Source organism: Phytohalomonas tamaricis, assembly GCF_003012345.1.
In the GTDB taxonomy this organism is placed as follows: domain Bacteria; phylum Pseudomonadota; class Gammaproteobacteria; order Pseudomonadales; family Halomonadaceae; genus Phytohalomonas; species Phytohalomonas tamaricis.
In genome coordinates this window covers 102,986-129,928 of sequence record NZ_PVRV01000015.1, presented here as the reverse complement: position 1 = coordinate 129,928, position 26,943 = coordinate 102,986, and the positions used below count along the sequence as shown (strand labels likewise).

Genomic DNA, 26,943 nt, shown 5'->3' with positions numbered 1-26,943 from the left:
AAGCCATGAAAGCCATTCGTCATATATTGGATACAGGCCTGCAATTTTTTTGTTGTTCTCTGTTTTTATTAATGATCATAGTATCCACTTGGCAGGTTGCTAGTCGCTATATATTTAACGATCCCAGTACCGTTACAGAAGCAATTCTTCGTTGTCTTCTTATTTGGCTTTCATCTGTTTCGATTGCTTATGTCGTTGGTCAGCGTGAGCATGTAAGTCTCACACTGCTGACGGATAAACTTAATGAAAAATGGCAGCTCATATTGGCGGTTGGCGTTGAGGTGATTTTTATCGCTTTTTCCTTTTTTGTACTCATATATGGAGGAGGAAAAGCCACAAGTAATTCCATGAGTCAGCTCTATCCGATATTGCAAATACCCAAAAGTATCATTTACGTTCCATTGGTCTTGGCTGGCGTAATTATCGTTATTTACTCCTGTCTTAATTGCCATTCTTTATATCGCCCTACTGCCAAGATGGAGAATTAGGACATGTTTCTAGGTGCCAGTCTTATTCTTATTCTTTCTTTCTTCATTCTTCTGATAGTTGGCGTACCTATTGGTATATGTATTGCTGTGTCATCAATATTGACTATTATCGTTGCACTGCCTATCGATATAGCCATATTCACAACTGCGCAGAAAATGGTTGCGGGGCTCGACAGCTTCACCTTGCTAGCAGTTCCCTTCTTTATCCTGTCCGGCACCCTCATGAACGACGGTGGTATTGCGCTTAGGCTAGTGAATTTTGCCAAGCTGTTGAGTGGGCGAATTCCCGGATCTCTGGCCCATACCAACATCGTGGGTAATATGATGTTCGGGGCAATCTCAGGCTCTGCGATCGCAGCATCAACGTCCATCGGGGGAGTTATGGTCCCCATGGGAGAAAAAGAAGGTTATAGCCGAGCTTTCGCAGGAGCAGCTAATATCGCTTCTGCACCGACAGGGATGCTTATTCCGCCTACAACTGCCTTCATTCTCTATGCGCTCGCCAGCGGTGGCACCTCAATTTCCGCATTATTTGCTGGAGGGCTGGTAGCTGGGTTGCTGTGGGGCCTGGGTTGTCTGTTCGTGGCTTATCTCATCGCTCGTTCAAAAGGTTATACCACGAAGATCGACCTCGATCGGCTCCCCATCGGCCAAGTGATCTTTCAGGCCATCCCCAGCCTGTTCCTGGTCGTTCTCATCATCGGCGGGATCGTGATGGGAATCTTCACCGCCGTCGAGGCTTCCGCCATTTCGGTGCTCTACACCCTGTTCCTAACTATGGTGGTCTATCGCACCATCGGCTGGGCCTCCCTCTGGAGCACGCTGATCAAGGCAACCAAGACCACGGGTGTCATCATGTTGCTGCTTGCCGCTTCTTCGGCAATGTCCTTTGCCATGTCGATTACCGGTCTTCCCGCCGTTATCGCTAATGCCATTCTTGGTTTGTCTGAAGACCCCATCATCGTGCTGCTCGTTATCACTTTCCTGCTTCTCGTGGTGGGCTGCTTTATGGACATCGGGCCAGCCATCCTTATTTTTACGCCGATACTTCTTCCTATCGTGAAGCAGGTGGGCATCGATCCTATTCATTTCGGCATCATCATGGTGTTCAACTTGAGCATCGGCACCATCACACCGCCGGTGGGCACGGGGCTATTTATCGGTGCTGGCATTGCAAAGGAAAAGGTCGAGAAGTTGATCATCCCGCTGATGCCTTTCTATATCGTCATCTTCGCCGTGCTTCTGCTTATCACTTACCTACCTTCCATCACTCTGTTTCTGCCAAGAGAAATGGGGCTTTAAAACTAGTAAAGGCATGATTTATGAATATTTATCCAGTAAAGCATAGCCCTCTGCTGCGTCAGGAAGAGAGGCTATTGCCTCGACCGGAGATGGTCTCTCTTATAAAGAAGGTCATTGAGAACCTTGTTTCCATCAACGATGAAAGTGGTGAGTTTCTCCTTTATCTTGATGACGGAAGAACGATTGATACCAAGGGTTGGGCCGGCTGGGAGTGGACACACGGAATCGGCCTGTACGGTATCTACCGGTATTACGAACAGACAGGTGACGAGCACGCATGCACAATCATCGACAATTGGTTCGCTGCCCGCTTTGCTGATCGACCTGCGACGAAAAACGTCAATACCGTATGTCCCTTTCTTACACTGGCCTATCGCTACGAAGAAGATCGGCGCAGGGAGTGGCTCCCATACCTTGAGCGCTGGAGCGACTGGGTCATGTATGAGATGCCGAGAACTGACAGGGGAGGGTTACAGCACGTCGTTTACAACGACGAGAATCATCAAGAGCTGTGGGATGACACCTTAATGATGAGCGTTTTGCCCCTGGCCAAAATGGGTTGCTTACTGAATAAACCCGAGTTCGTCGAGGAGGCGAAATATCAGTTCCTTGTGCATATTCAGTACCTCATGGATAGAAGTACTGGAGCTTGGTACCACGGCTGGACGTTCGATGGCCACCATAACTTCGCCGGGGCGCGATGGGCCCGCGGCAATAGCTGGATCACTGTAGCCATACCCGAACTCCTAGAACTGCTTGATCTCCCTGAGCAGGACGGTTTCAGACGCTTTCTAGTCCAGACCCTCACGTCTCAGATCGAGATGATCGCGAGCACCCAAGCAGACTCCGGGTTATGGCATACGCTGCTCGATGATGAGACGTCTTATCTGGAGTCTTCTGCCACGGCCGGGTTTGCCTACGGCATTCTCAAGGCTACCCGGCTTCGTTATATCGACGACCGCTACCGCAGCATTGCCGAGAAGGCCATCGCAGGCGTTGTGAATAATATCAATGAATCGGGAGAGCTCGAAAACGTCTCTTTTGGCACTGCGATGGGCGAGACGCTCGATTATTACAAACAAATCCCTCTGACCTCGATGCCGTATGGGCAGGCAATGGCGATTCTATGTCTATCTGAGTATCTGCGTAGCTATTTATAAATCCCTCTTTCTAGGATGGAGCGTTATAACAATGTTCAAAGTCACCCATTCTGTTAAAGCCCTCGGTTTCACCCTGCTGATCTCTGCGGCGTTGTGCCTGACACCCGCATCGGCGGATGAAAATTTCAATTTGAAACTGGCGTACGCCCAGAACTCGCAGCCAGTCAAAGATGCTCTGGCCAGATTTGGCGAACTAGTAAAAGAAAAAACCGATGGCACTGTAACCGTCACTTATTTCCCCGATAGCCAACTGGGCGGTGAAAGCGAACTCGTTGAGCTCCTGCAGACAGGCGCTATCGATATGACGAAAGTTTCAGGCGGGTTGATGGGCAGTTTCTCACCACTTTATGACGTTTTCTCGATGCCTTACCTGTTCGAAGATGTCGACCATTTCTACGCCGTCATGAACGACAACAAGATAATGGATGACATTTATCAATCTACCAGAGAACAAGGGTTTGTTGGGGTCGGCTGGTACGATTCAGGGCAGCGCAACTTCTATACGGAAGATAGGCCGATCGAGCAACCGGATGATCTAAAAGGCATGAAGATTCGCGTCATGCAGAACCAGAATGCTGTCGACATGATTCGCCTACTCGGTGGGGCGCCTGTTGTCATGTCCCAAGGAGAGATTTATACGGCTCTGCAGCAAGGTATCCTGGATGGTGCTGAAAACAATGAGTTCGCACTAACGACCGCCCGCCATGGAGAAGTAGTTAACTTTTATTCTCTGGATGGCCATACCCGTGTTCCCGATATAATTCTTATCAACAGTAACACTTTGAGCCGGATGTCGGATTCACAACGGCAAGCGCTCATGGCTGCGGTAAAAGAGTCAACTCAGCTTGAAATCGCCCAGTGGGACGCTGCCGTTGCCGAGGCCAGGCGCCAGATTCAGGAAAATTTTGATGTCAAAATCAATGACGTCGATAAGTCCGCGTTCCGGGAGGCGGTACAGCCTATGTATGAGGGACTCAAGAACAAACCTGAGCAATATCAAATTTACCAGGAGATAGAAAATCTCAGGGCTGCCAACCATTGAGGCTATGTGCCAGCTATCGATGATGGTTGGCGTGTTTTACCCCGCGTCGCCCTGTTTCGTTCGCATACATCAGCTGAAAAAGGATACTTATGGCTATCGGCATACGAGCACATGACCTCGTCGTAAAAGACGATACTCCAGAATCGCTGGCGGATGCAGCGTCTAGGGAAGAGTTCCAGACCGTTCAACTGGCAATGGCGAAATCATTCAACGTAGGTGGGCGGCCCGGGATGCTGAATCCAGGACTTGCCCACAGAATAGGCCAGGAGTTTGCGAAGCGGAACGTCAGAGTGTCGGTATTGGCCTGCTACGATAATATTATTCATCCAGATGCCGGCGCCCGCGCCATGGCTCTCGCGCGTTTCAAGGACCATATCCGGTTCTGCCGGGATATTGGCAGCAGTATCGTCGCGACCGAAACCGGAAACGTGAACAGCGAGATTGTTTACACTGAAGAGAACTTCTCGGAAAAGCCTTTCATGGAGGTCGTCGACAGCGTCAAGAGACTGGTCGAAGAGGCAGAGAAGTTTAGTGTCATGGTGGGAATAGAGCCTGGCGTGAATCACCCTATCTACTCCCCTGAGACACTGTCTCGTTTGATTGAAGATGTTCAGTCTGATTGTCTCCAAGTGATATTTGATCCCGTCAACTTGCTAACATTCAAAAACCATGAAAACCAAGCTGAAATTTTCAGTAAAGCGCTCGATCTTTGGGGCGATAGGATAGTTGCGGTCCACGCTAAGGATTTCACGATCGAGAATAAAAAGGTCGTGACCGTTCCTGTTGGCGAAGGCTTGATCGATTATGATTTTCTCATGGCGAAAATTGCCCGACTGAAGCCGGAACTAGACGTTATATTGGACGAAGTAAGACCAGCTAACACCCAGGATTCGAGAAGATTCATCCTGGAGAAGATGACTACTCATAACGTCAATATTTGGCCCGCCCCAACTCGCCATTAATGAAGATGATGCCGATTTCGACCTCGGAATTGAACGTCCGGTGAATGTTTCCTCCTGGCTAATATTCCAAGGAACGCCTGACGAAAAAACATCACCGGCTGAACATGGCAGCTCAACGTCGGCATTGGGCGTGATGCGAAGACCGATCCATAGCACCGGTGGTGCGCTCAGGACGAAAATGGTATCGGCCCCAAACGAGCTAATGCTGCGTTTGGGCCGGTTGGATAAAGCGGCTCTAAGTGTGCATCACCGGCGTCACCAGCGGCTCGTCGGCGGCGAACGCCGTGAGGTTTTTAATCACCAGCGCGACGGTGGCGTCGAGCGCCTGCGGTGATTTACCGGCGACGTGCGGGGTCAGTACGATGCTTGGCTCAGTCTTCAGCGCCTCGGGCACGCCCGGCTCCCCCTCGACGACGTCGAGCGCGGCGCCACTGATGTGTCCATTGCGGACAGCCTCGATCAGCGCCTGGGTATCGACCACGCTGCCGCGTCCGACGTTGACCAGCATGCCGTGGGCGCCCAAGGCTTTGATCAGCGCGGCATCGATCAGGTGATGCGTCTCGGGCCCGCCGGGTAGCGTCGATACCAGAATGTCACAGCGCTCGGCGACGCGGCGCACGTCGTGTTCATACTCGTACGGCAGCTCAGGTTTCGGGCGGCGGCTGTAGTAGATCACCGGCATGTCGAAGCCGTAGAGGGCGCGCCGGGCGACAGCGCGGGCGATGTTGCCCATCCCCAGCAGACCCAGCGTCTTGCCATGTAGCGCCGGCGCTTCGTACTGCGCCTCGCGCCACTCGCCGCGCCTGACGGCGGCGTCACGGGCAGGAATGGCACGCAGCGCGGCGAGCACCAGCCCGAGAGTATGGTCGGCAACCGTCTCGGCGTTGGTGCCGGGGCCGTGGGTGACCTGGATGCCGCGAGCATGAGCGGCCTGCACATCGATGCCTTCGAAGCCCACGCCACGGGCGCAGATCAGGCCCAGATTGGGTAGCTCGTCCATCTCCTCGGCGCTGAAACCGATGGTGCCGATGGTCAGCACCGCACGAATGGCGTCGCGATGCTCGGCCAGGATGCTCTCACGTACGGCGCGCTCCTCGGCCATGTGAACGCGTACGCCAGCGTCTTTGAGCTGTCGCTGGTGACGAGACGAAATATGGGTGACGACCAGCAGGTCGATGGACATGTCAGGACTCCCGAGAGGTTGTTATACGTTATCGATCAGCAGCCTAGCGCGTTTTGAGCGGTGCGGGGAGTACAGCGGATGCCCACCCAATACCGGGGGGCACTGGCTACTGACGCTGTTCTTTATCTTCCAGCTCACGGGTCAGCCGCTGGGCGCGATGCCCGGGCGGATGCTGGCGGCCCGCGATCCACTGATAGGCAAGCGGAATGACGAGCAGCGTCAGTGCCGCAGCGCTGGCGCTGCCAAAGAAGATGGTGATGCCTAATCCGAACCGGCTGGCCGAGCCGGCGCCGCTGGTCATGATCAACGGTAATGCCCCCGCCATGGTCGCAAACGAGGTCATCAGAATGGGGCGCAGGCGCAGACGCGAGGCCACCAGTACAGCATCTGTCAACGCCATGCCCTGATCACGCAGCTGATTGGCGAACTCAACGATCAGGATGCCGTTCTTGGTCGACAATCCGATCAGCATCAGCATGCCGATCTGGGCATAGATATGCAGACTCTGCCCGAAGGCGATCAATCCGGCACTGGCACCCAGTACACCCAATGGCACCGTCAGCATCACCACCAGCGGGCTGATGACACTTTCAAACTGAGCAGCGAGCACCAGCCAGGTCACCAGCAAGGCGATGGTGAACACCAGAAACAGCCCGCTACTCGCTTCACGCGTGTCACGCGAGGCGCCCTTGTAATCGATGCGTGCGCTTGATGGCAGCTCGGTGCGTACCGTCTCGGCCATATGATCAAGCACCTGCGGCAGGGTATAGCCCTCTGTGACGTTGGCAGAGAACGTCACCGTACGCAGGCGGTTGTAGCGGTTGAGCGTTCTCGATACCGCGACCTCTTCGATATCGGCAAGATTGCCCAGACGTACCAATGCCCCGTTATCCGCGCGCACCCGTAACGCCTCGATGGCGGCTGGTGATAAACGCTGATCACGTTCGCCCTGCACGATAACGTCATACTCCTGACCATTTTCTTCGAACGTAGTGGTCGTCAAGCCGCCCATGAAGGTTTCCAGCGCTGCCCCTATCGTCTCGGCACGCACGCCCAGCTGGGCTGTGCGTAGTGGATCGACGCGAACTTCTATCTGTGGGGTGGTTTCGACGTAATCCGTGTTGAGATCACTCAGGCCGGGATACTGCTGCCATAACGGCATCAACCGGTCACGCCACTCCTTGAGCGTCTCATAGGACGGGCCGCCGAGGGCAAACTGTACCGGGGCGCTGTTGCCGGAGCTAAGCCCCTGCGGCAGCGTGACCGAGATTCTCAGGCCCGAGGCGTTCACCAGCGTTTCGCGCAGCCGGTTGGCGACCTCGCGTGTCGAAACGTCACGTGCCTCCCATGGGGCAAATTGCAAAATCCAGCGCCCGTAATTGACTGCGCCTTCGTCATTGCCCGGTTCGGGTAGCCGCATCAGCACTTGCGAGACCACCGCTGGGTCGAGCACAGGGGCCATCTCCTTACCCATGGCGCGCATTCGGCGCGTCATTTCCTCGAAGTTGGTGCCTTCCTCGGCCTGGGTACGGATACGGATCGAACCGCGGTCTTCATAGGGTTCATACTCCATGGGCAGGACACGCAGCAGCGCGCAGGTCACCACCACCAGGGCGATAAAGGCGCCGGAAAGCATTACCGGACGCCGCATACCCCACATCAAGAGGCGTGCATAGCGCACTTCACTTGCGTTGATCAGGCGTACTATAAACGGCTGGCGTGGCTGTGGCCGATTCCCCACGGTGCGCAGCAGGTAGGACGCCATCATCGGAGTCAATGTCAGCGAGACGAAGGTCGAGAATAGGATGGCGGCGGCAATGGTGACGGCAAATTCCGTGAAAAGCCGTCCGGTCTGGCCCGCCATCAGCGTAATCGGCAAAAACACCGCCATCAGCACCAGGCTTGTGGCGATGATGGCGAAAGCGACCTGACGCGCGCCACGGTAGGCGGCGACCAGCGGTGTATCGCCTTCATCGAGGTGGCGCTGAATGTTCTCGATCATGACGATGGCGTCATCGACGACCAGACCCACCGCAAGTACCAGCGCCAGCAGCGTCAACAGGTTAATGCTGAAGCCCAGTGCGGCGAGCAAAATGCCGCTGGCGAGGATTGAAATCGGAATGGTTACCGCCGGGATAAGCGCCGAGCGCCATGAGCCAAGAAAGGCGATGATCACGACCACCACCATGACGACAGCGATCACAAGCGTGATCGATACTTCCTCCATCGCGGCGGAAATATAGAGCGTGTCGTCGTTGACAATGCCCATCGTCACGCCTTCGGGCAATTCATCCTGCAGTGTGGCGAGTTCCGCACGTACCGCTCTGGAAATCGCCAGCGTGTTAGCCGTACTCTGGCGGCTGATTGCGATCGAGACGGTAGGCTCGCCGTTGGCCTCGAAACTCTCACGCAGCGTTTCGGGGCCAAGCTCGACACGGGCGATGTCGCCCAGACGCACCACTTGCGTGCCCTGATCGTGGCGGATCGTCAGGCGCTCGAAGTCCACCGGGCGCTTGTAGCCGGGCATCAGGCGTACGGTGAATTCTCGCGTATGCGACTCGATGCGCCCGCCAGGGTATTCGACGTTTTCACTTTCCAGCGCAGAGGTCACATCATCGACAGTGACATTGCGTGCTGTCATGGCCTCATGATCGAGCCAGATGCGCATCGCGGGCGATTGTGCGCCCCATAGCCGTACACGTGAGACACCATCAAGCACGGCAAAGCGGTCGACCAGATAACGATCGGCGTAGTCCGACAGCGCCATCGGCGACATCGAGGTGGCACGTAACGAGAGGATCATGACGGTGTCGCTGCCGCCCTGATCCTTGCTGATTTCTGGCGCCTCGGCCTCGTCAGGCAACGAGTCGGCGATACGGCCGATCTGGTCACGCACATCGTTGGCGGCGATGTTCAGATCGTGGTCGCTGGTAAACGTCAGCGTGACTTCTGCCTCACCGTCCTCGCTTGATGACTCGATGCTTTCGAGCCCCTCGATGCCGGAGACGGCGTCTTCGATGCGCTGGGTAACGCGTGATTCGACCACCGCCGCCGAGGCACCGGGATAGCTGACCTCGATCGAGACCTCAGGTTCTTCAATCTCGGGATATTCGCGAATCGGTAGCTCTAGGAAGCCGAGCGTGCCGAACAGGATCAGCAGCAGTGAGGCGACGGCCGTGCCGACCGGGCGGGCGATAGCGAGGTCGGTTAGCTTCACGAGGTGGCTGCATCCAGCGTCATGGTGCTTTGGGTATCCGGTGCGCGGCTACCGAGCGTATCGTCTTCCTCAAACAGCGCCTGCGTATCACGCGAACCTTCTTCATTGATCTGGATGCGTGCCGCATCGCTAAGTTTTTGTTGGCCACTGACCACGACACGGTCACTGGTATCGAGTTCCGCGCCTTCGATAGCCTGCAGCGCCACCCAGCCGGGTTCACGCTGCACCACGTTGACCGCTATACGCTGCGCGGTCAGGCCCTCTTCGTTGCGGTCGATGCGGTAAACATAATGACGGTCATTTTCAGATTGCAGTGCCGTCTCCGGCACGATCAGGCGCCGTTCGGCAGGCGTTGAGAAATCAAGCGTGAGCAACATGCCGGGGTACAGCAAACCGTCGGGATTATCGAAACGGGCACGAGCAACGACGCTGCGTGTTTCGGCGGCAAGGCGCGTATCGAGCGTGGCGATGCGGCCCCTGAAACGACGGTCGGGATACGCCACGCTAGCCGCCGTGACGGGAGCGCCGACAGTGAGTGAGGTCAGATAGCGTTCGGGCAGGGTGAAATCGACCTTGATACTGTCGAGCTTATCGAGGGTAGCCAGCACTTCGCCTGGAGAGACCAGCGAGCCCACTGACAGCCTGCGCAGCCCGACTACGCCATCAAAGGGCGCTTCGATCGCCCGATCATTAAGCGCCTCCTGCAGGCGGGCCACATCGACCTTGGCTGTTTCGAGAAGGGTGCGCTGGGCATCGAACTGCTGTCGTGACAGCGCACCGCGTTCACTCAATGTCTTCAAGCGCGCATATTCACGCTCAGCCTCATCCAGTGCGACGCGGGCAGCCTGTAGCTCATAGCGCTCGGTGCGATCGTCGAGCTGAATCAAAAGCTCTCCGCGCTTGACGCGCTGACCTTCGCTGAAGGCGATACGAGCGACCCGCTCAGTGACCAGAGCGGCCAGATCGACCGACTCTTCAGCCTTGACGTCACCCACGCTTTCAAAATGACGCCCCAGCTCACGTGCGATGACATCAGCTGCGCCTACCGTGGTGGGCGGTCGTGTTGTGGTGCTTTGTGGCGTAGTGACCTGTGGCAGGCCCCAGTAGAGCAGGGCGGCAAGGGCTATCAGTACCAATGCAACCAGCCAGGCAAGCGGGCGCTTTACGTCGTGGCGTGGCGTCTGTTTCTTCCGGTCAGGTGCGGTATTGGTATTAGAGGCATCAGTCATGCAGGGTGTCTTCTATTTTCATAAGTAAAGACAAATGAAATTATTGGTTACTGAGCATGGCAGCGAAGCCAGGAAGAAGCGAGCCCCACGTTTAGGCGCGGGGCGTTTTTTGTCTGGTCTCAAGTTGCTTTTAAGCGGTGAAATGACATCCTGCTGCCGTTACCAGCCAATGGCTGTAGGCAGCCAGGTCGCGATGATGGGAAAGAAAAAAATCAGCGCAACAGCCAGCAGCTGCAACCCGACGAACGGCAGCACGCCCAGATAGATGTCCTTGGTCGAGACGCCGGGTGGGGCGACGCCCTTGAGAAAGAACAGCGCCCAGCCGAACGGCGGAGTAAGAAACGACATCTGTAGATTCATTGCCACCAAGATCGCGAGCCACACCATGTCCGTGCCGTACTGATGAAAGACCGGCAGAAACATCGGCAGCGCAATGTAGGAAATCTCGATCCATTCCAAAAAGAAGCCGAGTACAAACAGGACTGCCATCAGAAACAGGATCGCACCGATTTCACCGCCTGGCAGCATCAGGAACATGTCCTGCACCAGCCGTTCGCCGCCCAGTCCCCGGAACGCCAGCGAGAACGGTTGAGCGCACAGCAGAATGAAAAACACCATGGCTGAGATCATCAAGGTGCCGTGCAGGGTTTCCTTTACCAGCGAAAATGTCAGGCGACGGGCGACGGCGGCAATCAGCAAGCTGCCGAGCGCACCCATCGAGGCCGCTTCGGTCGGCGCAGCGATACCGCCGATGATCGAGCCGAGCACCGCCACGACCAGCAAAAGTGGGGGTAGCACGCTCTTAAACAGCTCCAGAGCCAGCTGTTTGCCGTTCTTGGCGTCACGTTCCTGCTTGGGGATGGCGGGTACGTTGTTCGGGCTAAGCCAGCCGAGCACCAGCAAATACATCATGTAGATCACGGCCAGCGCCAGACCGGGAATAAAGGCGGCGGCGAACAGGCTGCCGACCGATTCGCCGACGATATCGGACAGCAGGATCAGTACCAGGCTGGGCGGAATGATCTGGCCCAGCGTCCCCGAGGCGCAGATCGTGCCGCAGGCGATTGACGGTTTGTAGCCGCGGCGCAGCAGCGGTGGCAAAGTCAGCATACCGACCGTGACCACCGTAGCGCCGACAATGCCGGTCGAGGCGCCCATCAGCACCCCGACCAGAATAATGGCGATGCCCATGCCGCCGCGCAGCCCGCCCATGGCATGGCCAATCGTTTCGAGCATATCCTCGGCGAGCCGTGACTTCTCAAGCATCACACCCATGAACACGAACAGCGGGATCGCCAGCATGGTGTAGTTGGTGACCACCCCGTACAGGCGTGACGGCAGCAGGTTGAATAACAACGGGCCGAAGCCAGCATAGCCGGCGACGAAACCGGACACGGCCAGTGCGATCGCGACCGGAATGCCGAGCAGCATCATTACCAGAAAGCCGCCCAGCATGGCGATGGCGATCCATTCATTGGGGCTCATGACATACTCCGGGCAGGGTCTATCAGTTGGTTTGTGGCGCGCAGGCATTCGGCGATGGCTTGCAGCGCCAGCAGGGCAAAACCGAGCGGCAGAAAGGCCTTGAGCAGATAGCGGTACGGCAATCCGCCCGGATCAGGCGAGCCTTCGCCCATCGCATAGGACTGCTCGACATAGCCGATCGACAGCCAGCAGATGATGATGCCTACCGCCAGCATCAACAGTGCGGAAAGCAGGTCGATCACGGCCTTGCCGCGCACGGAGAAGTGCTCATAAATGAAGTCGACGCGGACATCGGCGCGGTACTTGACGGCATAGGAGAGCCCCAGCAGGGCAATCGGTGACATCAAGTGCCATTCAAGCTCCTGCAGGGCGACCGGGCTGTAGTCCAGGAGATAGCGCAGCAGCACATCGAATGCGACCAGCAGCACCAGTCCCAATAGAGCCAGGCGAACGGCGACGCCCACGGCGACGACAATGGACTCGATGATACGCACGAGTTGATTCATGACATTCCTGCCAGTTCAGCGCTCAAGAGCGGTTACAGATTGAGAAAGGCGCGCTCGCCCACCCCGTTCCACGGTTCGTACTGCTTCTTGAACGTCATGAAGGCGTCATGGACCTTGCGCGTTGAGGCATCATTAGCCGCCATGCTTTCCAGCGTGTCGTTAGTTACCTCATGCAAACGCTCGATGATCGGTGCCGGCAATGGCCGGGCAGTGACGCCCTGGTTGTTGACCAGATCATCAAGCGCTTCGGCATTGACCGATTCGCACCACGCATAGCTTTCGGCGTTACATGCCATGGCCGCCGTCTGGACGATAGCCTGCAAATCGGCGGGTAGGCTTTCCCACGCCTGTTTGTTGATCATCAGTTCAGTCACATTGGTAGGCTCGTGCCAGCCCGTGGTGTAGTAATTCTTGGCGGCCTTTTGCAGGCCGATGCGGCGGTCCTGATAGGGGCCGACGAATTCTGCAGCATCAATAACGCCACGCTCCAGCGCTGGGAATATCTCGCCGCCGGGCAGTAATTTGACCGCCACGCCCAGCTCGCTGTAGACCTTGCCGGACAGGCCGGGGATGCGCATCTTCAGCCCTTTCAGGTCATCGACGCTTTCCAGCGGTTCACGGAACCAGCCGGTCATCTGCGTGCCAGTGTTACCCATCGGGAAGGCGATAAGGTTGTGCGGCGCGTAGAGCTCATGCCATAGCTCAAGGCCACCGCCGTGATAGAGCCAGGCGTTCATGCCGGACGTGGCCATACCAAATGGCACAGCAGTAAAATACTGCGCTGCGGGTAGGCGTCCAGCCCAGAAAAATGCGTTGGCAGCGTTCATTTCCACTACACCGCTGGAGACAGCATCGAACCCTTCCAGCGCCGGGATTAACTCGCCGGCGGCGAAGTGCTGGATCTTGAGGCGGCCGTTCGACATCGCCTCGACCTTCTTGCAGAAATCAGTCGGGCTGCCGGGGCCGGTGACATAGAACGGTGAGCCAGGCGGATAGGCGTTGGTCATTTTCCAATTGAAGGTGCGCTCGCTTTGGGCACGCACGATGGCGGGCGCGGCGACGATCATGCCCGATGTGGCGAGGGCTCCTGCGATGAAACGGCGGCGATCGATTGTCATGATGGCTCTCTGTCGTTTGTTATTGTGTGATGGGCGTTTGTAAACTTCTTGCTGTTTTATAAGCAAACTCGATGCCAAGTTTTGCATGCTTATAACTAACTGAATTTATTTATATTTTTAAAGCCCCGTGATCTACCGGAAACGGGGCCGCTTGGGCAGCGGTATGTGCTTTGGCAGGCAGTAGTGAACATTGTTCAGTTACTACCCATGACTGCAGCGCATTTGTTAGAGAGGAGGGTTTAGGTGGGACCGAACGTAAATTCTTGTTTGCACAGCCTGTGCTAAGCGCAGGGGATAGCGCATGCACTTTTTTAGTGCCAATTTGGGATCGATAGCGCTAGCTGAGCGCAGCATGCTGATGCGGAGCTTATCGGGTGCCTAGAACAACGCCTTATTTACGCTTGGAACTACAGCCTGGCGCCGCCTCGGCCATGCTTGACCCTCGTCAGCAGCGTAGTGCAGTTGATAGAAAGGATTTCCTTGCGGCCCAGCAGGTAATGGCGTGCGAAGCTATCGAAGGTTGCCTGGCTGTCGGTGAGCGTATGGATATGCAGGCTTCTGAGATCGCTCATGATGTAGAGATTGATCACCTCATGACATCCGGCCAATTCTTCAGCTACTTGCTCAAGCGCATGAGGAGCTACCTGCAGATCAATGAAGGTTGAGAGAACCTTGCCAAGTTTGGCGGGATTGATGACGGCCGTAAATTGTTCGATCACGCCGTCAGCCACCAGTTGTTGCACTCGGGCGCGAGCGTGGGCGCGTGAGATATCGAGCTTGCGGGCCAGGTCGGCATAGGACATGCGACCGTCCTTGAGCAGGAGATTGAGCAGGGCACTGTCGAGTTTATTCATGGCATCGTGATTGGCATTGTGGTGAAGAGCCAACATAAACGCCTGAGCCTTCGCTTGCTACTATACCGTCTGCTGTTAGCGCGCGGCCTGCTGGTCGCCACGCTAAACGACTAGGTTCCAAGCTTCATCGCTTTGAGGCTTCGATATCCACGACGGGATTATCGATGAACAGGAAGCGGTCAATATCGTTGTCGTCATCGACCGTGCTGGCCTCGAACAGCATCTGCTTGGTGTTTTCCAAATGCTGCCACATGGTGCGCTTGGCCTCTTGCGGCGAACGACGGATCAGAGCGTTGAGAATCGCCTCATGGTCATCACACCAGCTCTTGAGCACGTCATGGTTTTCAATGCGGTCATGAAGCTTGTGCCACATCGGATTGAGGGTGCGCTGTCGCCACATCTGCTCGACCAGAAAAGGCAACACGGCATTCTGGGTCGCCTGGGCGATCTGGACATGAAACTGGCGGTCCCAGTCCGAATCACGGTAGCGGTCCTCGCTGCGGCCGCATTCGACGATGCGCATCAGTTCGACGATATCGTTGCGCGTTACCTGCGTGGCGGCAAATTCAGCAATGTTACTTTCGATCAGCTGACGGGCCTGGAGCATTTCGAACGGCCCGGCGACTAATTCATCAATCTGACCATTGTGCGCATTGCGATGCGGCGGCTCGACAATATAGATGCCAGAGCCCTTGCGTACTTCGACGCGTCCTTCCAGTTCGAGCATGATGATCGCTTCGCGTACTACCGTACGGCTGACATCAAGCTCCTCGGCAATCAGCCGCTCTGCCGGCAAGCGCTCACCAATACGGTAGTCGCCCTTGTCTATCTGCTCCTTGAGCGTACGGCCGATACGCTGATAAAGCCGTTTGGGTTCAGGAGGCGTCATGTCGGGAAGCGTCATGGCAATACCTTGCAGTGCACACGAGGAAAAGTAAGTACTAAGTGCCTGTTTAGACGTTAGTCGCAGACGCTATTCTGACACAGCCAGTGCCAAGCGTGCCTTAACCTGTAGGACCAATATCGATATGCCGGTAGCCTGTGGTCGAAAGATCATGGGCTACCGGCATATCGACGCATGACTACATGCCGAACAGTCGTGGCAGGAGAAGCGACAGGGATGGAATATAGGTGACAGCCATCAGTACGACGAACAGCGCCGCATAGAACGGTAACAGCGGGCGAATCAACTGCTGGATCTTGACGCCTGATACCGAGCAGCCGACGAACAGGGCGCTACCTACCGGCGGCGTCAGCAGGCCGATGCACAGGTTGAATACCATCATGATGCCGAAGTGGACCGGGTCAACGCCGAGATCTGTCGCGATAGGCAGAAAAATCGGTGTGAAGATCAGCACCGCGGGGGTCATGTCCATGAACACACCGACGATCAATAGCGCCACGTTGATCATGAGCAGAATGATCCATGGATTATCCGATAGCGACAGCAGCGTATCGCTGATCGTGTAGGGGATGTTGGCGATGGTCATTGCCCACGACATGCTCACCGACAGGCCAATCAGCAGCAGCACGACTGAGGTCATCACCACCGATTCGAGAATCAGTTTAGGCAGCTCGGCGAACGTGATCTCGCGATAGATCAGCACTGACAGCACGAAGGTATAGACCACGGCGATGGCGGAGGCTTCCGTGGCGGTGAAGACACCGGCGAGAATGCCACCGATCACGATCACGATCATCAGAAGGCTCGGGATCGAATCCAGAAAGGCATGCAGCGCCTGCTTGAGTGTCGGGCGCGGTGAGGTCGGATAGCCACGACGCTTGGCAATGACACCGCCGACCAGCATCAATGACAACCCCATCAGGATGCCAGGGATATAGCCGGCCAGGAACAGCGCGGCGATCGACACGCCACCCGAGGTCAGCGAATAGACAATCAAGACGTTCGAGGGGGGAATCAGCAGTCCGGTAATGCACGACGAGACATTGACCGCGGTCGAGTAGGGCTTGGGGTAGCCCATCTTGTCCTGCATCGGTCCTAGCGTGCCACCGACGGCGGCAGCGGCGGCGACTGCCGAGCCTGAAATGGAACCGAACATCATGTTGGACATGATATTGACGTGGGAGAGTGAGCCCGGCAGCCGGCCGACCAGGATCTGGGCGAAATTGATTAGCCGCTGGGCGATACCGCCACTGCTCATCAGGTTACCGGCAAGAATGAAAAACGGAATCGCCAGCAGGGTGAAGCTATCGAGCCCGGCTGCCATACGCTGGGCAATGACCGAAATGGCCACGTCAAGGGGAAACAGCGCCAGCATGGTCAGAATCGTCGCGATGCCGATCGAGAAAGCGACCGGGACGCCAATGAAGATCAGCGCAAAGAAACTGCCAAACAGGATAAGCATCGGCCAATCCATTAGACATGCTCCTCTGAAGAGGTACGAGTATGCGGTGCACACGCATGGGGGGCGGCGTTAGACGGCAGCGTGTGCGGGATCGGCGCCGTGTCGGCCGTGGAAGGCATACGGGACTGTGCGGCAGTCCTGCCGGTGAACAGTCCAATGGCAAGGTCAACGCAAAAGAGGGCACTGTAGAACATCATCACCACACCGCTGACGGGAATGACGATATAGACATAGCCCATCGGAATGCGCAGTTCGGGCGAGAGTTGTCCTGACGCCAATACCTTGTCGACCAGATCGATTCCGCCCTTGACGATGACGAGCGCGGCGAAGGCAGTGATGAGCAGGTTGATGATTAAGTTAAGTGCCACCTTGGCACGGCCCTTAAGCATTTCGGCCAGCAGATCGATGGCGAGATGGCGCTGCAAACCGACAGTGTAGGCAGCACCCAGCAGGCCCACCCATATCATCAGAAAGCGGGCAAGTTCACCGGTGACGGTGCTCGGGTCGTTCAAGACATAACGGCTGAACACTTGCCAGACGACACAGATAACCAGCGCGATCATGACCACGACCGTAATGGTCGCGATCATGATATCGATCGGTTTTTTGATTTTTTCAACGTTCATGGCGATGCAACCTCCGCAGACCAACACAAGCCGTCATGTCGCTTGTGCCGGTCCGGTGGGGTTATGGATGGATGAGGACTGAAGCCTTATGCGCCAGTGCCGGCGGCCTTGATCTGATCAAGCAGCTTGGCGTGTTCGGGATTCTGGCTGTATTCCTCATACAGCGGTTTGACCGCTTCGCGGAACGGTGCCTTATCGACTTCAACGAAGACGCCACCGGCCTGCTTGGCTTTTTCACGCGACTCGGCGTCGATCTTGTCCCACAGCTCTTGCTGATAGGTTTCGGAGTCCTTGACCGCCTTCATCAATACGTCCTGCTGCTCCTTGCTCAGCTTGTTCCAGGACGTGTTGGAGATGGTCAGGAAATCAGGCACTGAGGTGTGCTCATCCTCCGAGAAGTACTTGGCCAGTTCGAGGTGACGGGTCTGTACCCAGGAAGGCACGTTATTTTCCGCACCATCGACCACACCCTGCTGGAGGGCGCTATAAACCTCGCTGAACGGCACCGGCGTGGGCGAGCCGCCCATCATCTTGATCATCGCCAGCGTGGTCGGTGAAGGCTGAACGCGGATTTTCATGCCCTTGAGGTCCGCTGGGCTCTTGATCGGCTTGTTGGCGTAGAAGCTGCGGGTGCCCGCGACATAAGCGCCAATGGCGACGAAGCCCTTATCCTTGGTCGAGGCCATGATGTTCTGGCCGATATCGCCAAATACCACCTTGTTGAAATGGGCCTGATCGTTGAACAGATAAGGTAGGTTGAAGACGGAATAGATATCGGCGAAGGACTCCAGCACGCTTGCTGAGGCGTGGCTCATGTCGAGCGCACCGTTCTGCATCAGCTCTACCGTCTCGCGGGTACTGCCCATCTGGCCGTTGGGGAAAATCTGGATGCGCATCTTGCCATCGGAAAGCTGCTTTACTTCTTCGGCCAGGTGGGTATACGCCTGAGCGACGACATGGTCCTGATTGAGTTCGTGGGCGAGGCGCAGCGTCACGCGGTCCATCGCCTGGGCGGCTGTCGTACCCGTCAGGGTGAGCGCGGCAGCGGCGCAGGCGGTGGCCAGTGATTTGAGCAGCAGGGGCTTGAGCAATGGCATGGTTACCTCGGCATTGTGATGGCGATGAGCGAATCCAGCACAGGCATTCGGTCAGATGGATTGGTCCAATAGGTCACGGGGCATGCACTATTTTTATTGACCTTATGCGAAGGTCTAGCCTGACTTTTCCCGCTATGCATTGACGCCTATAGGTCAGTCAGGTTTTATTAATTGGTAAGGCCAATGGGCCAAATTGTCCATCTGGACTTTAGTCGACGATTCGGTTGCGACGGCTCGAACCGTGTCCATTTACCTGACGCCACAGAGGTCGTTGCCACGCTTAAAATGCCATTGTGGTAGCGATATCGCCTTTCCCAGCGTTTTTGCCTGGCGCTTTGATCTAAAAGGAACGCATGCCCATGACTCGCAATTTCCTGACCGAAGATTTCATGCTGGGCAACGATTTTGCCCGCCGCCTGTTTCATGACTACGCCGCCGATCAACCGATCATCGATTATCACTGCCATTTGCCACCGGCGGAAATTGCCCGCGACTACCGTTTCAAAAATCTGACTGAAATCTGGCTCAAGGGCGATCACTACAAGTGGCGGGCGATGCGCTGGAATGGCGTTGATGAACGTTTTTGCACTGGCGACGCGCCGGATCGGGACAAGTTTCAGGTGTGGGCCGAGACGGTACCGAAAACGGTTGGTAACCCGCTCTATCACTGGACCCATCTGGAACTGCGCCGCCCGTTCGGGATCACCGATGTAACGCTCAATGGTGCGACGGCCGAGCAGGTGTGGACGCGCTGTAACGAGATGCTCGCTATGCCCGAATTCTCGGCGCGCGGCATTCTCAAGCAGATGAAGGTGCGTATGGTCGGGACCACCGACGATCCGATCGATGACCTGAGCCATCACCACGCTATCGCCGACGATGCCAGCTTCGATATCCAGATACTGCCGAGTTTTCGTCCCGACAAGGCGTTCAAGATTGAGGACCCAGGGTTTACCGCCTATATGGAAAAGCTCGGTGCGGCGGCGGATGTGGCGATCACCCGTTTCGGCGATCTGTGCACGGCCCTCGATAAGCGTTTGGACCACTTTGCCGACCACGGCTGCCGCATCTCCGATCATGCCCTTGATGTGGTGCTTTATGGCGAGGCGGATGAGGTGACGCTTGATCGTCTGCTGGCACGACGCATGAACGGTGAAACGCTCAATCAGGACGAGGTAGCGCAGTTCAGAACCGCCGTGCTGATTTATCTTGCCCGCCAGTATCAGGCGCGTGGCTGGGTACAGCAGTACCACATTGGCGCGCTGCGCAATAACAATACCCGCCTGTTCGAGCGCCTCGGCCCCGATACCGGCTTCGACTCGATCAACGACCAGCCGATTGCGATGGCATTGTCACGGCTGCTTGACGCCATGGACCGCAGCGACGATTTGCCCAAAACGATTCTCTACAACCTCAACCCTGCCGATTACGAAGTTGTCGCCACCATGGCGGGTAACTTCCAAGACGGCAGCGTACCGGGCAAGATCCAGTTCGGCTCCGGCTGGTGGTTCAATGATCAGAAGGACGGCATGACCCGGCAGATCATGCAGCTCTCGCAGCTCGGCCTGCTCAGTCGCTTCGTCGGTATGCTCACCGATAGCCGCAGCTTTCTCTCCTATACCCGTCACGAGTACTTCCGGCGCCTGCTGTGCCAGATGATTGGCGGCTGGGTCGAGGCGGGTGAAGCGCCGGATGACATCGAGCTGCTCGGCGGCATGGTCGAAGACATCTGCTTCAATAACGCCCGCGACTATTTTGGTTTCGAAGTATAAATTGGTCCTGAAGTATAAGGCCTGGCTGAAATCCAGCGGCGAGTAATGAGCGGTTGCGTGACAGGCGACAAAAAGAACTTGTTCATTGGTGCTCCAATACGGTGCGTTGAAAGGCTCGATTGATCTCTTCTGGTGCGTATCGCTGCGCCAGATGGGATTTGAGCGATGCGGTGGAAATACAAAGAGACATGTAACTTGGCTTTACAATTCAACTGGTTGCCAGTTGCATCACAGGACAAGCACGTAATTGGCATGAATATTTCATAGTCATTACCAAAGCAGGGCATCGAGCCTGTCAGTCTTTACAACAATCTAGCGCATCAGGCGCATGGGCAATGAAGCCTGGACGACCGCACATCGCGGACGTTCAGGCTTTTTTTTGGAGCGGAGCATGAGGCGTGAAGTCCCGATAGGGGTGTTGTTTTCCACCGAGGGCACCTATCAGCGCATGGGACAGAATGCGCTGGCCGGCGTACAGCACGCCATTGCCGAGATCAACCAGGACGCGGCCGGGGGCGTCGTGCTGCAGCCGCACTACTTCAATCCTCAGGGTGAGCTCGAACGCTACGTTGAGGGTATTAACCGGTTCATGGCGGCCGGCATTCGCCATGTCTTCGGCACCATCACCTCGGCGAGTCGCAAGGAGATCATTCCCGACCTTGAGCGCGCCGACGCTCTGCTGTGGTACAGCTGCCCCTACGAAGGCTTCGAGTGCAGCGAGAACGTCATCTATCTCGGCAGCAGCCCCAACCAGCATCTGGTGCCGCTGCTGCACTATGCTCTTGGCCAGTTCGGCGGCGAGGCCTTTCTGCTCGGTTCCAATTACGTCTGGGGCTGGGAGAGCAACCGCATCGCCCGCGAACTGATCGAGACTGCCGGCGGTTGCGTGCTGGGGGAAAAGTACTACCGCTTCGGCGTTACCGACTTCAGCGCGCTGATCGAAACGCTCCTGGCCAGCAACAGCGCTTTTGTCCTCAATAACCTGGTCGGCGAATCGTCGTATCACTTCCTGCGTCAGCTCGATGCGGCCTGCGTGGCACGCAGCAGGCGCATGCCGGTACTGAGTTGCAACTTCACCGAGGGAGAGCTGGACGAGATCCGGGCGGCGCAACATATTCGCCTGCTCTCCTGTGGCACTTTCTTCGCCGCGCTGGACAGCGCCTTCATTGCCCGCCAGCGCATGCGCCACGGCGCCCATCCTTATTCACACTACTATGCCAGCGCCCATGCCGCCGTCACCCTGTTTGCCAAGGCCTGCCAACAGGTTGGCGATGATCCCGTTGCAACTCGCGACTATCTCTATCGCACGCCGGTGGCTACTGCTCTCGGCGAGTTGACGCTATCGGCGCGTAACAATCACGTTGCGCTGCCGTGTTACATCGGCGAGGCAGTGGGCGACGGCTTTACGCTCGTTCATAGCGAGGTCGGCATGCTCGATGCCGACCCCTACCTCACCCAGTTCAGCCCGGACGCATTTCATGGCCTTACCGGCACGACGCGTTCGTGTGGCCATCTGAGGGTTATCAAATGAGTACGTCTTACAACGCGTTCAAACATGGCGCACGCTTGCTGCTGGTCGATTGCGACGAGCGTACCCGCATGGCGCTGAATAAGAGCCTCGACCGGCTGGGGATTGCCTCACTCGCTGTATTCGATGACGCAGCGCCAGACCTCGGTGAGACTAGCGCCTTGATCGTCGAGCTCGATCAATTCAACAGTCCGCGCCTGCTCGAAGCGGCCAGTGCCCGAGCATTGTCGATCATTGCCGTTACCCGGCATGAGACGCTGTCACAGATTCAACGTGCGATCCGGCTCGGTGCCACTGCGCTGCTCAACAAGCCGATCACCCAGAGTTCGGTGTACACCACCTTGATGATGGCTGGTGGACTGCGTGAACGCTTCACTACGCTGCAGCGCGAGTGTGATGAGCTCGCGCGCAAGGTGGCGAGCCGGCCGCTGGTCGCCCAGGCAGTTGCTCGGGTAATGACGCAGCACAGCGTCGGCGAGGAGCAGGCCTTTACCCACCTTCGCACGCTGGCGATGCAGCGCAACGTCTGTATCGAAGTCATTTGCACCGAGACTCTGCATGATCAACCCGGACACATCAGGACATCATGATGGCGGCCTTGCGCATATTTCTGACCATGTGCCGGCGCCCCTCGGTGGCTGTGGCGCTAGCGTTCATCGTTATCGTAGTGGTGGCTTCACTGCTGGCACCGTGGATTGCGCCCTACGATCCGAACGAGCAGTTCTTCGAAGGCCTGACGCTGGAAGGTGCGCCGCTGCCGCCCAATGCGACGTACTGGTTGGGTACCGACCTGCTTGGCCGTGATCTATTTTCGCGCATCGTCTACGGAGCACGTACTTCCTTGATCATCGGCATCGTCGCCAACGGTATCGCGGTAGTGATCGGTACCCTGGTAGGTATCACCGCAGGCTTCGTGCGCGGCTGGCTGGGCATGGCGTTGATGCGTCTGACCGATCTGATGATGGCCTTTCCGGCGCTGCTATTGGCGATCGCGCTGGCTGCGATCCTCAGCCCTAGCCTGTGGATCGTAGCGCTGGTGATCGCGATGGTGAACTGGGTCCAGGTCGCTCGTGTGATCTATTCGGAGACGATCTCGATCGCCGCGCGAGAATTCGTCGCGGTCGAGCGCACGATTGGCGCAAGTTCGCTGCGTATCCTGTTCTCTCATCTGCTGCCCCACCTGGTGCCGACGATCCTGGTTTGGGCCACGCTCGGTATCTCGACCACGGTGTTACTTGAGGCGACGCTGTCGTTTCTCGGTATCGGGGTGCAGCCGCCGCTGCCGAGCTGGGGCAACATCATCTTCGAAAGCCAGAGCTACTTTACATCGGCGTCGTGGCTGGTGCTGTTTCCCGGCGTCGCCATTGTCGCGCTGTCGCTGAGTTTCAATCTGGTCGGCGACGCGCTGCGTGACGAGCTCGACCCCACACTGAAAGGACGCCGCTGATGATCTGGTTCATCACCAAGCGCATCGCCTACGCCATGCTGATCCTGCTCGGTGTGTCGTTCATCACCTATCTGCTGCTCTATCTGATCCCTGCCGACCCGGCGCGGCAGATCGCCGGGCGCAGCGCAACCGCCGAGGTGGTGGCAAATATTCGTCACCAGCTCGGTCTCGACCTTCCGTTCTACCAGCAGTACCTGCGCTATCTCGGTAATCTGCTCCAGGGTGATCTAGGCCGCTCCTACGTGCAGCGCTCGGAGGTGGCCGCGCTGATCGGCTCGCGACTCGGCGCCACGCTGCAGCTGATGGCAGCTGGCATCGCCTGCGAGCTGGTGATTGGCATCGCGCTGGGCATGTTGGCGGCGCTCAAGCGCGACTCGGCGATTGATAGGTTGTTGATGGCGTTTTCGTTCATTGGCGTGTCATCGCCCCACTTCATCGCCGCGATGCTCTTGCTCTACGTCTTCGCGGTCAAGCTGGCCTGGTTCCCAATGGGCGGCTACGGCGGCGTCAGCCATCTGCTACTACCGGCGATTACGCTCGGCTTGCTCGGCAGCGGCTGGTATTCGCGCATGGTGCGCTCGTCGATGATCGAGGTACTTCATCAAGACTTCATCCGCACCGCCCGCGCCAAGGGCCTGACCCGCGCGCGCGTGATCCTGCGCCACGTGCTGCCCAACGCGATCACTCCGGTGATTCCGATGATCGGCATCGACATCGGCATCTTCATGGGCGGGCTGGTGGTAGTCGAATCGGTGTTCGGCTGGCCGGGCATCGGCCAACTCGCCTGGCAGGCGATCCAGCAGGTCGACATTCCGGTCATCGTCGGCGTCACCACCGTCTCAGCAGTGGCGATCATTGTCGGTAACCTGCTCGCCGATCTGATCATTCCGTTCATCGATCCGCGTATTGATATCCGCAAGTCCTAAGGTTGGCTGGACCACTGCTCCTTGCGAGCGTTCTTGTTCTTGAGAGAAGGAAGGGAAATGAAAGCGACAATAACAAAACTTGCCCTGTCAGTCGCTGTGGCGTCACTGACGCTGGCGGGCGTGGCCCAGGCCGATGATGCACCCAAGGCCGGCGGCGATATCGTCGTCACCTACCAGAACGATGTCGCCACACTCGACCCGGCGATCGGCTACGACTGGCAAAACTGGTCGATGATCAAGAGCCTGTTCGATGGCTTGATGGACTACAAGCCCGGCACCACCGAGCTGGTCCCTGACCTGGCTGAAAGCTATACCATCTCCGACGATGGCAAGACCTACACCTTCAAGCTGCGTCACGGCGTCAAGTTCCACAACGGCCGCGAGATGAAGGCGAGTGACGTCAAGTATTCACTCGAGCGCACCGTCAATCCCAAGACCCAGAGCCCAGGCGCCGGCTTCTTCTCGTCGATCGTTGGCTTCGATGATCTCGCCAGCGACAAGAGCGACCAACTCAGAGGTGTTACCACTCCGGACGATTACACCGTGCAGATCACGCTCAGTGCGCCGGATGCTACCTTCCTGCACGTGATGGCGCTCAACTTCGCCTCGGTGGTGCCCAAGGAGGCGGTCGATAAGTGGGGCGCCGATTTTGGCAAGCATCCGGTCGGCACCGGTGCCTACAAGCTGGCCGACTGGGCCCTCGGCCAGCGCCTCGAATTCGTCAAGAATTCCGACTATTACAAGCCGGGCATCCCTTATCTCGACAAGATCGATTTCGAGATTGGCCAAGAGCCGACGGTGGCACTAATGAGGCTTGAGCGCGGCGAAGTCGACATCGCCGGCGACGGTGTACCGCCGGCACGTTTCCTGCAGTTCAAGAATGATCCCCAGCATCAGAAGCTGATGGTCACCGGCGATCAGCTGCAGACCGGCTACCTAACCATGAACGTCACCATGGCACCGCTCGATGACGTCAAGGTGCGCCAGGCAATCAACATGGCGATCAACAAGGACCGCATCGTGCGCATCATCAACGGCCGCGCCAAACCGGCCAACCAGCCGCTGCCGCCGGCCATGCCCGGCTACGACAAGAGCTATCAGGGTTATCCCTATGACGTCGACAAGGCCAAGGCGCTGCTCGCCGAAGCCGGCCATCCGAACGGCTTCGACACTGAGCTCTACGTTATGAACACTGATCCGCAGCCGCGCATTGCCCAAGCGATTCAGCAGGATCTGGCCAATATCGGTATCCACGCCGAGATCAAGTCGCTGGCTCAGGCCAACGTCATCGCCGCCGGCGGCGACAAGGATCAGGCACCACTGGTGTGGTCCGGCGGCATGGCATGGATCGCCGACTTCCCCGATCCGTCCAATTTCTGGGGCCCGATCCTCGGCTGTGAAGGTGCGGTGTCCGGTGGCTGGAACTGGGCCTGGTACTGCAACGAAAAACTCGACGCCGAAGCGCAGAAGGCCGACGCGATGGTCGCCCCCGAACAGCAGCAGGCGCGCGCCGAGCTGTGGGGCAAGATATTCACCGACGCTATGGTCGATGCGCCGTGGGTACCGATCTTCAACGAGCAGCGCTTCACCGTGCACTCGGCGCGTATGGGCGGCAGCGACGCGCTCTATGTCGATCCCGTCCACGTTCCTGTCAACTACGACTACATCTGGGTGAAATGATGTGTGATCACCATCTGGTCAAGACCATCCACGGCCATCATTGCCACAACGGCTGGGACAACAGCAATCCACCCGCAGCGCACGTCGCCCCGGGCACCACGCTCGAGTTCAACTGTCACGACTCCTCTGCTGGCCATTTCAGCGCCGCTTCGACGCTCGGTGACGTGCTGACCATGCCATTCGACAAGATCAACCCGGTCACCGGGCCGATCTTCGTCGACGGCGCTGCGCCGGGCGATATTCTCAAGGTCACCATCGACAGCTTCAAGCCGTCGGGCTTCGGCTGGACCGCCAATATTCCCGGCTTCGGCCTGCTGGCTGACCAGTTCAAGGAACCGGCGCTGGCGCTATGGCACTACGAGCGTGACACGCTGGCACCGGCCGCCTTCGGTCAGTTCGCCAAGGTACCGCTCAAGCCGTTTGCCGGCACCATTGGCGTGGCGCTGGCCGAGCCGGGACTGCACTCGATAGTGCCGCCCCGGCGTGTTGGCGGTAACCTCGACATTCGTGATCTCAGCGCTGGCACTACCCTTTACCTGCCGGTAGAAGTCGCCGGTGCGCTGTTTTCGATCGGTGACACTCATGCTGCTCAGGGCGACGGCGAGGTCTGCGGCACGGCAATCGAGAGCGCGATGGATGTGGTCGTCACCCTCGATCTGATTAAGGACACACCGTTGGCGATGCCGCGTTTCAGCACGCCGGGGCCGGTCACTCGTCATCTCGACGCCGCTGGCTACGAGGTCTGCACCGGCATCGGTCCCGACCTGATGAAAGCGGCGCGCGATGCGCTGTCGGGCACCATCGATTGGCTATGCCGTGAGCACCAGATGCCGGCCGAGCAGGCCTACATGCTGTGCTCGGTATGCGGCGACCTGCGCATTAGCGAAATCGTCGACATGCCCAACTGGGTGGTGTCGTTCTACTTCCCAAAAATTGTCTTCAGCTAAAACAATCG

At 57.4% G+C, this 26,943-nt stretch carries 23 protein-coding genes; 12 read left to right on the top strand and 11 right to left on the bottom strand.

Translation table 11 applies throughout. The annotated features are described in order from the left end of the window. Window positions 1-5 precede the first annotated feature (5 nt). From C3Z11_RS01210 to C3Z11_RS01190, 5 genes are all read left to right on the top strand, one after another. Window positions 6-488 (top strand): TRAP transporter small permease, encoded by a 483-nt coding sequence (locus C3Z11_RS01210; RefSeq protein WP_106475703.1) that lies wholly within the window; start codon window positions 6-8, stop codon window positions 486-488. A gap of 3 nt (window positions 489-491) precedes the next feature. Continuing rightward, window positions 492-1,790 (top strand): TRAP transporter large permease, encoded by a 1,299-nt coding sequence (locus tag C3Z11_RS01205; RefSeq protein WP_106475702.1) that lies wholly within the window; start codon window positions 492-494, stop codon window positions 1,788-1,790. A 20-nt stretch (window positions 1,791-1,810) separates the two neighbouring features. Then, complete coding sequence (bglB, locus tag C3Z11_RS01200) at window positions 1,811-2,950, top strand: beta-galactosidase BglB (protein ID WP_106475701.1); 1,140 nt, start codon at window positions 1,811-1,813, stop codon at window positions 2,948-2,950. 31 nt (window positions 2,951-2,981) lie between these two features. Continuing rightward, entirely contained in the window at window positions 2,982-3,992 is a 1,011-nt protein-coding gene (locus C3Z11_RS01195) for a TRAP transporter substrate-binding protein (RefSeq protein ID WP_106475700.1), read from the top strand. An 89-nt stretch (window positions 3,993-4,081) separates the two neighbouring features. Next, the gene (locus C3Z11_RS01190; RefSeq protein WP_262927168.1) at window positions 4,082-4,954 is read left to right on the top strand and encodes a sugar phosphate isomerase/epimerase family protein; all 873 of its coding nucleotides are present in this window, start codon (window positions 4,082-4,084) and stop codon (window positions 4,952-4,954) included. Window positions 4,955-5,189: 235 nt separating this feature from the next. Here the strand turns inward: C3Z11_RS01190 and C3Z11_RS01185 are convergent, their stop codons facing one another. The 11 genes from C3Z11_RS01185 to C3Z11_RS01135 form a co-directional block, all read right to left on the bottom strand. Then, window positions 5,190-6,137, bottom strand: a complete 948-nt coding sequence (locus C3Z11_RS01185) for a 2-hydroxyacid dehydrogenase (protein WP_106475698.1) — start codon at window positions 6,135-6,137, stop codon at window positions 5,190-5,192. 106 nt (window positions 6,138-6,243) lie between these two features. After that, window positions 6,244-9,354: an efflux RND transporter permease subunit gene (locus C3Z11_RS01180; protein WP_106475697.1), complete on the bottom strand. Its 3,111-nt coding sequence runs from the start codon at window positions 9,352-9,354 to the stop codon at window positions 6,244-6,246. Further along, window positions 9,351-10,583 carry an efflux RND transporter periplasmic adaptor subunit gene (locus C3Z11_RS01175; RefSeq protein ID WP_106475696.1) on the bottom strand — a complete coding sequence of 411 codons (1,233 nt, stop codon included), beginning with the start codon at window positions 10,581-10,583 and terminating at the stop codon, window positions 9,351-9,353. Before C3Z11_RS01175 ends, C3Z11_RS01180 begins: the two co-directional genes overlap by 4 nt. Window positions 10,584-10,742: 159 nt before the next feature. Further along, the gene (locus C3Z11_RS01170) at window positions 10,743-12,068 is read right to left on the bottom strand and encodes a TRAP transporter large permease (protein ID WP_106475695.1); all 1,326 of its coding nucleotides are present in this window, start codon (window positions 12,066-12,068) and stop codon (window positions 10,743-10,745) included. Then, window positions 12,065-12,574, bottom strand: coding sequence for a TRAP transporter small permease subunit (locus C3Z11_RS01165; RefSeq protein WP_106475694.1), 510 nt, complete (start codon window positions 12,572-12,574; stop codon window positions 12,065-12,067). Before C3Z11_RS01165 ends, C3Z11_RS01170 begins: the two co-directional genes overlap by 4 nt. 32 nt (window positions 12,575-12,606) lie before the next feature. Further along, window positions 12,607-13,692, bottom strand: a complete 1,086-nt coding sequence (locus tag C3Z11_RS01160; protein WP_106475693.1) for a TRAP transporter substrate-binding protein — start codon at window positions 13,690-13,692, stop codon at window positions 12,607-12,609. A gap of 407 nt (window positions 13,693-14,099) precedes the next feature. Further along, window positions 14,100-14,582, bottom strand: coding sequence for an Lrp/AsnC family transcriptional regulator (locus tag C3Z11_RS01155; RefSeq protein WP_262927167.1), 483 nt, complete (start codon window positions 14,580-14,582; stop codon window positions 14,100-14,102). 88 nt (window positions 14,583-14,670) lie between these two features. Further along, window positions 14,671-15,450 carry an FCD domain-containing protein gene (locus C3Z11_RS01150; RefSeq protein WP_262927166.1) on the bottom strand — a complete coding sequence of 260 codons (780 nt, stop codon included), beginning with the start codon at window positions 15,448-15,450 and terminating at the stop codon, window positions 14,671-14,673. 178 nt (window positions 15,451-15,628) lie between these two features. Beyond that, window positions 15,629-16,924: a TRAP transporter large permease gene (locus C3Z11_RS01145; protein WP_106475692.1), complete on the bottom strand. Its 1,296-nt coding sequence runs from the start codon at window positions 16,922-16,924 to the stop codon at window positions 15,629-15,631. Continuing rightward, entirely contained in the window at window positions 16,924-17,538 is a 615-nt protein-coding gene (locus tag C3Z11_RS01140; RefSeq protein WP_106475691.1) for a TRAP transporter small permease, read from the bottom strand. Before C3Z11_RS01140 ends, C3Z11_RS01145 begins: the two co-directional genes overlap by 1 nt. An 86-nt stretch (window positions 17,539-17,624) precedes the next feature. Next, window positions 17,625-18,635 carry a TRAP transporter substrate-binding protein gene (locus C3Z11_RS01135; protein WP_106475690.1) on the bottom strand — a complete coding sequence of 337 codons (1,011 nt, stop codon included), beginning with the start codon at window positions 18,633-18,635 and terminating at the stop codon, window positions 17,625-17,627. A gap of 359 nt (window positions 18,636-18,994) precedes the next feature. Between C3Z11_RS01135 and uxaC the strand changes: the two genes are divergently transcribed. From uxaC to C3Z11_RS01100, 7 genes are all read left to right on the top strand, one after another. Next, complete coding sequence (gene uxaC, locus C3Z11_RS01130) at window positions 18,995-20,407, top strand: glucuronate isomerase (RefSeq protein WP_106475689.1); 1,413 nt, start codon at window positions 18,995-18,997, stop codon at window positions 20,405-20,407. A 391-nt stretch (window positions 20,408-20,798) separates the two neighbouring features. Next, window positions 20,799-21,938, top strand: coding sequence for a transporter substrate-binding protein (locus C3Z11_RS01125; RefSeq protein ID WP_106475775.1), 1,140 nt, complete (start codon window positions 20,799-20,801; stop codon window positions 21,936-21,938). Continuing rightward, window positions 21,935-22,525, top strand: a complete 591-nt coding sequence (locus C3Z11_RS01120; RefSeq protein ID WP_106475688.1) for an ANTAR domain-containing response regulator — start codon at window positions 21,935-21,937, stop codon at window positions 22,523-22,525. Before C3Z11_RS01125 ends, C3Z11_RS01120 begins: the two co-directional genes overlap by 4 nt. Further along, entirely contained in the window at window positions 22,525-23,382 is an 858-nt protein-coding gene (locus tag C3Z11_RS01115) for an ABC transporter permease (RefSeq protein WP_262927165.1), read from the top strand. The genes C3Z11_RS01120 and C3Z11_RS01115 overlap by 1 nt, the downstream gene beginning before the upstream one ends. Further along, window positions 23,382-24,308: an ABC transporter permease gene (locus tag C3Z11_RS01110; RefSeq protein WP_106475687.1), complete on the top strand. Its 927-nt coding sequence runs from the start codon at window positions 23,382-23,384 to the stop codon at window positions 24,306-24,308. The genes C3Z11_RS01115 and C3Z11_RS01110 overlap by 1 nt, the downstream gene beginning before the upstream one ends. Window positions 24,309-24,365: 57 nt before the next feature. Further along, the gene (locus C3Z11_RS01105; RefSeq protein WP_106475686.1) at window positions 24,366-25,988 is read left to right on the top strand and encodes an ABC transporter substrate-binding protein; all 1,623 of its coding nucleotides are present in this window, start codon (window positions 24,366-24,368) and stop codon (window positions 25,986-25,988) included. After that, window positions 25,988-26,935 carry an acetamidase/formamidase family protein gene (locus C3Z11_RS01100; protein WP_106475685.1) on the top strand — a complete coding sequence of 316 codons (948 nt, stop codon included), beginning with the start codon at window positions 25,988-25,990 and terminating at the stop codon, window positions 26,933-26,935. The genes C3Z11_RS01105 and C3Z11_RS01100 overlap by 1 nt, the downstream gene beginning before the upstream one ends. Window positions 26,936-26,943 lie beyond the last annotated feature (8 nt).

Coding starts and splice junctions, on each gene's coding strand:
- C3Z11_RS01210 (WP_106475703.1), top strand. CDS start 6: ATGAAAGCCATTCGTCATATATTGGATACAGGCCTGCAATTTTTTTGT.
- C3Z11_RS01205 (WP_106475702.1), top strand. CDS start 492: ATGTTTCTAGGTGCCAGTCTTATTCTTATTCTTTCTTTCTTCATTCTT.
- bglB (WP_106475701.1), top strand. CDS start 1,811: ATGAATATTTATCCAGTAAAGCATAGCCCTCTGCTGCGTCAGGAAGAG.
- C3Z11_RS01195 (WP_106475700.1), top strand. CDS start 2,982: ATGTTCAAAGTCACCCATTCTGTTAAAGCCCTCGGTTTCACCCTGCTG.
- C3Z11_RS01190 (WP_262927168.1), top strand. CDS start 4,082: ATGGCTATCGGCATACGAGCACATGACCTCGTCGTAAAAGACGATACT.
- C3Z11_RS01185 (WP_106475698.1), bottom strand. CDS start 6,137: ATGTCCATCGACCTGCTGGTCGTCACCCATATTTCGTCTCGTCACCAG.
- C3Z11_RS01175 (WP_106475696.1), bottom strand. CDS start 10,583: ATGACTGATGCCTCTAATACCAATACCGCACCTGACCGGAAGAAACAG.
- C3Z11_RS01170 (WP_106475695.1), bottom strand. CDS start 12,068: ATGAGCCCCAATGAATGGATCGCCATCGCCATGCTGGGCGGCTTTCTG.
- C3Z11_RS01165 (WP_106475694.1), bottom strand. CDS start 12,574: ATGAATCAACTCGTGCGTATCATCGAGTCCATTGTCGTCGCCGTGGGC.
- C3Z11_RS01160 (WP_106475693.1), bottom strand. CDS start 13,692: ATGACAATCGATCGCCGCCGTTTCATCGCAGGAGCCCTCGCCACATCG.
- C3Z11_RS01155 (WP_262927167.1), bottom strand. CDS start 14,582: ATGTTGGCTCTTCACCACAATGCCAATCACGATGCCATGAATAAACTC.
- C3Z11_RS01150 (WP_262927166.1), bottom strand. CDS start 15,450: ATGACGCTTCCCGACATGACGCCTCCTGAACCCAAACGGCTTTATCAG.
- C3Z11_RS01145 (WP_106475692.1), bottom strand. CDS start 16,924: ATGGATTGGCCGATGCTTATCCTGTTTGGCAGTTTCTTTGCGCTGATC.
- C3Z11_RS01140 (WP_106475691.1), bottom strand. CDS start 17,538: ATGAACGTTGAAAAAATCAAAAAACCGATCGATATCATGATCGCGACC.
- C3Z11_RS01135 (WP_106475690.1), bottom strand. CDS start 18,635: ATGCCATTGCTCAAGCCCCTGCTGCTCAAATCACTGGCCACCGCCTGC.
- uxaC (WP_106475689.1), top strand. CDS start 18,995: ATGACTCGCAATTTCCTGACCGAAGATTTCATGCTGGGCAACGATTTT.
- C3Z11_RS01125 (WP_106475775.1), top strand. CDS start 20,799: ATGAGGCGTGAAGTCCCGATAGGGGTGTTGTTTTCCACCGAGGGCACC.
- C3Z11_RS01120 (WP_106475688.1), top strand. CDS start 21,935: ATGAGTACGTCTTACAACGCGTTCAAACATGGCGCACGCTTGCTGCTG.
- C3Z11_RS01115 (WP_262927165.1), top strand. CDS start 22,525: ATGGCGGCCTTGCGCATATTTCTGACCATGTGCCGGCGCCCCTCGGTG.
- C3Z11_RS01110 (WP_106475687.1), top strand. CDS start 23,382: ATGATCTGGTTCATCACCAAGCGCATCGCCTACGCCATGCTGATCCTG.
- C3Z11_RS01105 (WP_106475686.1), top strand. CDS start 24,366: ATGAAAGCGACAATAACAAAACTTGCCCTGTCAGTCGCTGTGGCGTCA.
- C3Z11_RS01100 (WP_106475685.1), top strand. CDS start 25,988: ATGTGTGATCACCATCTGGTCAAGACCATCCACGGCCATCATTGCCAC.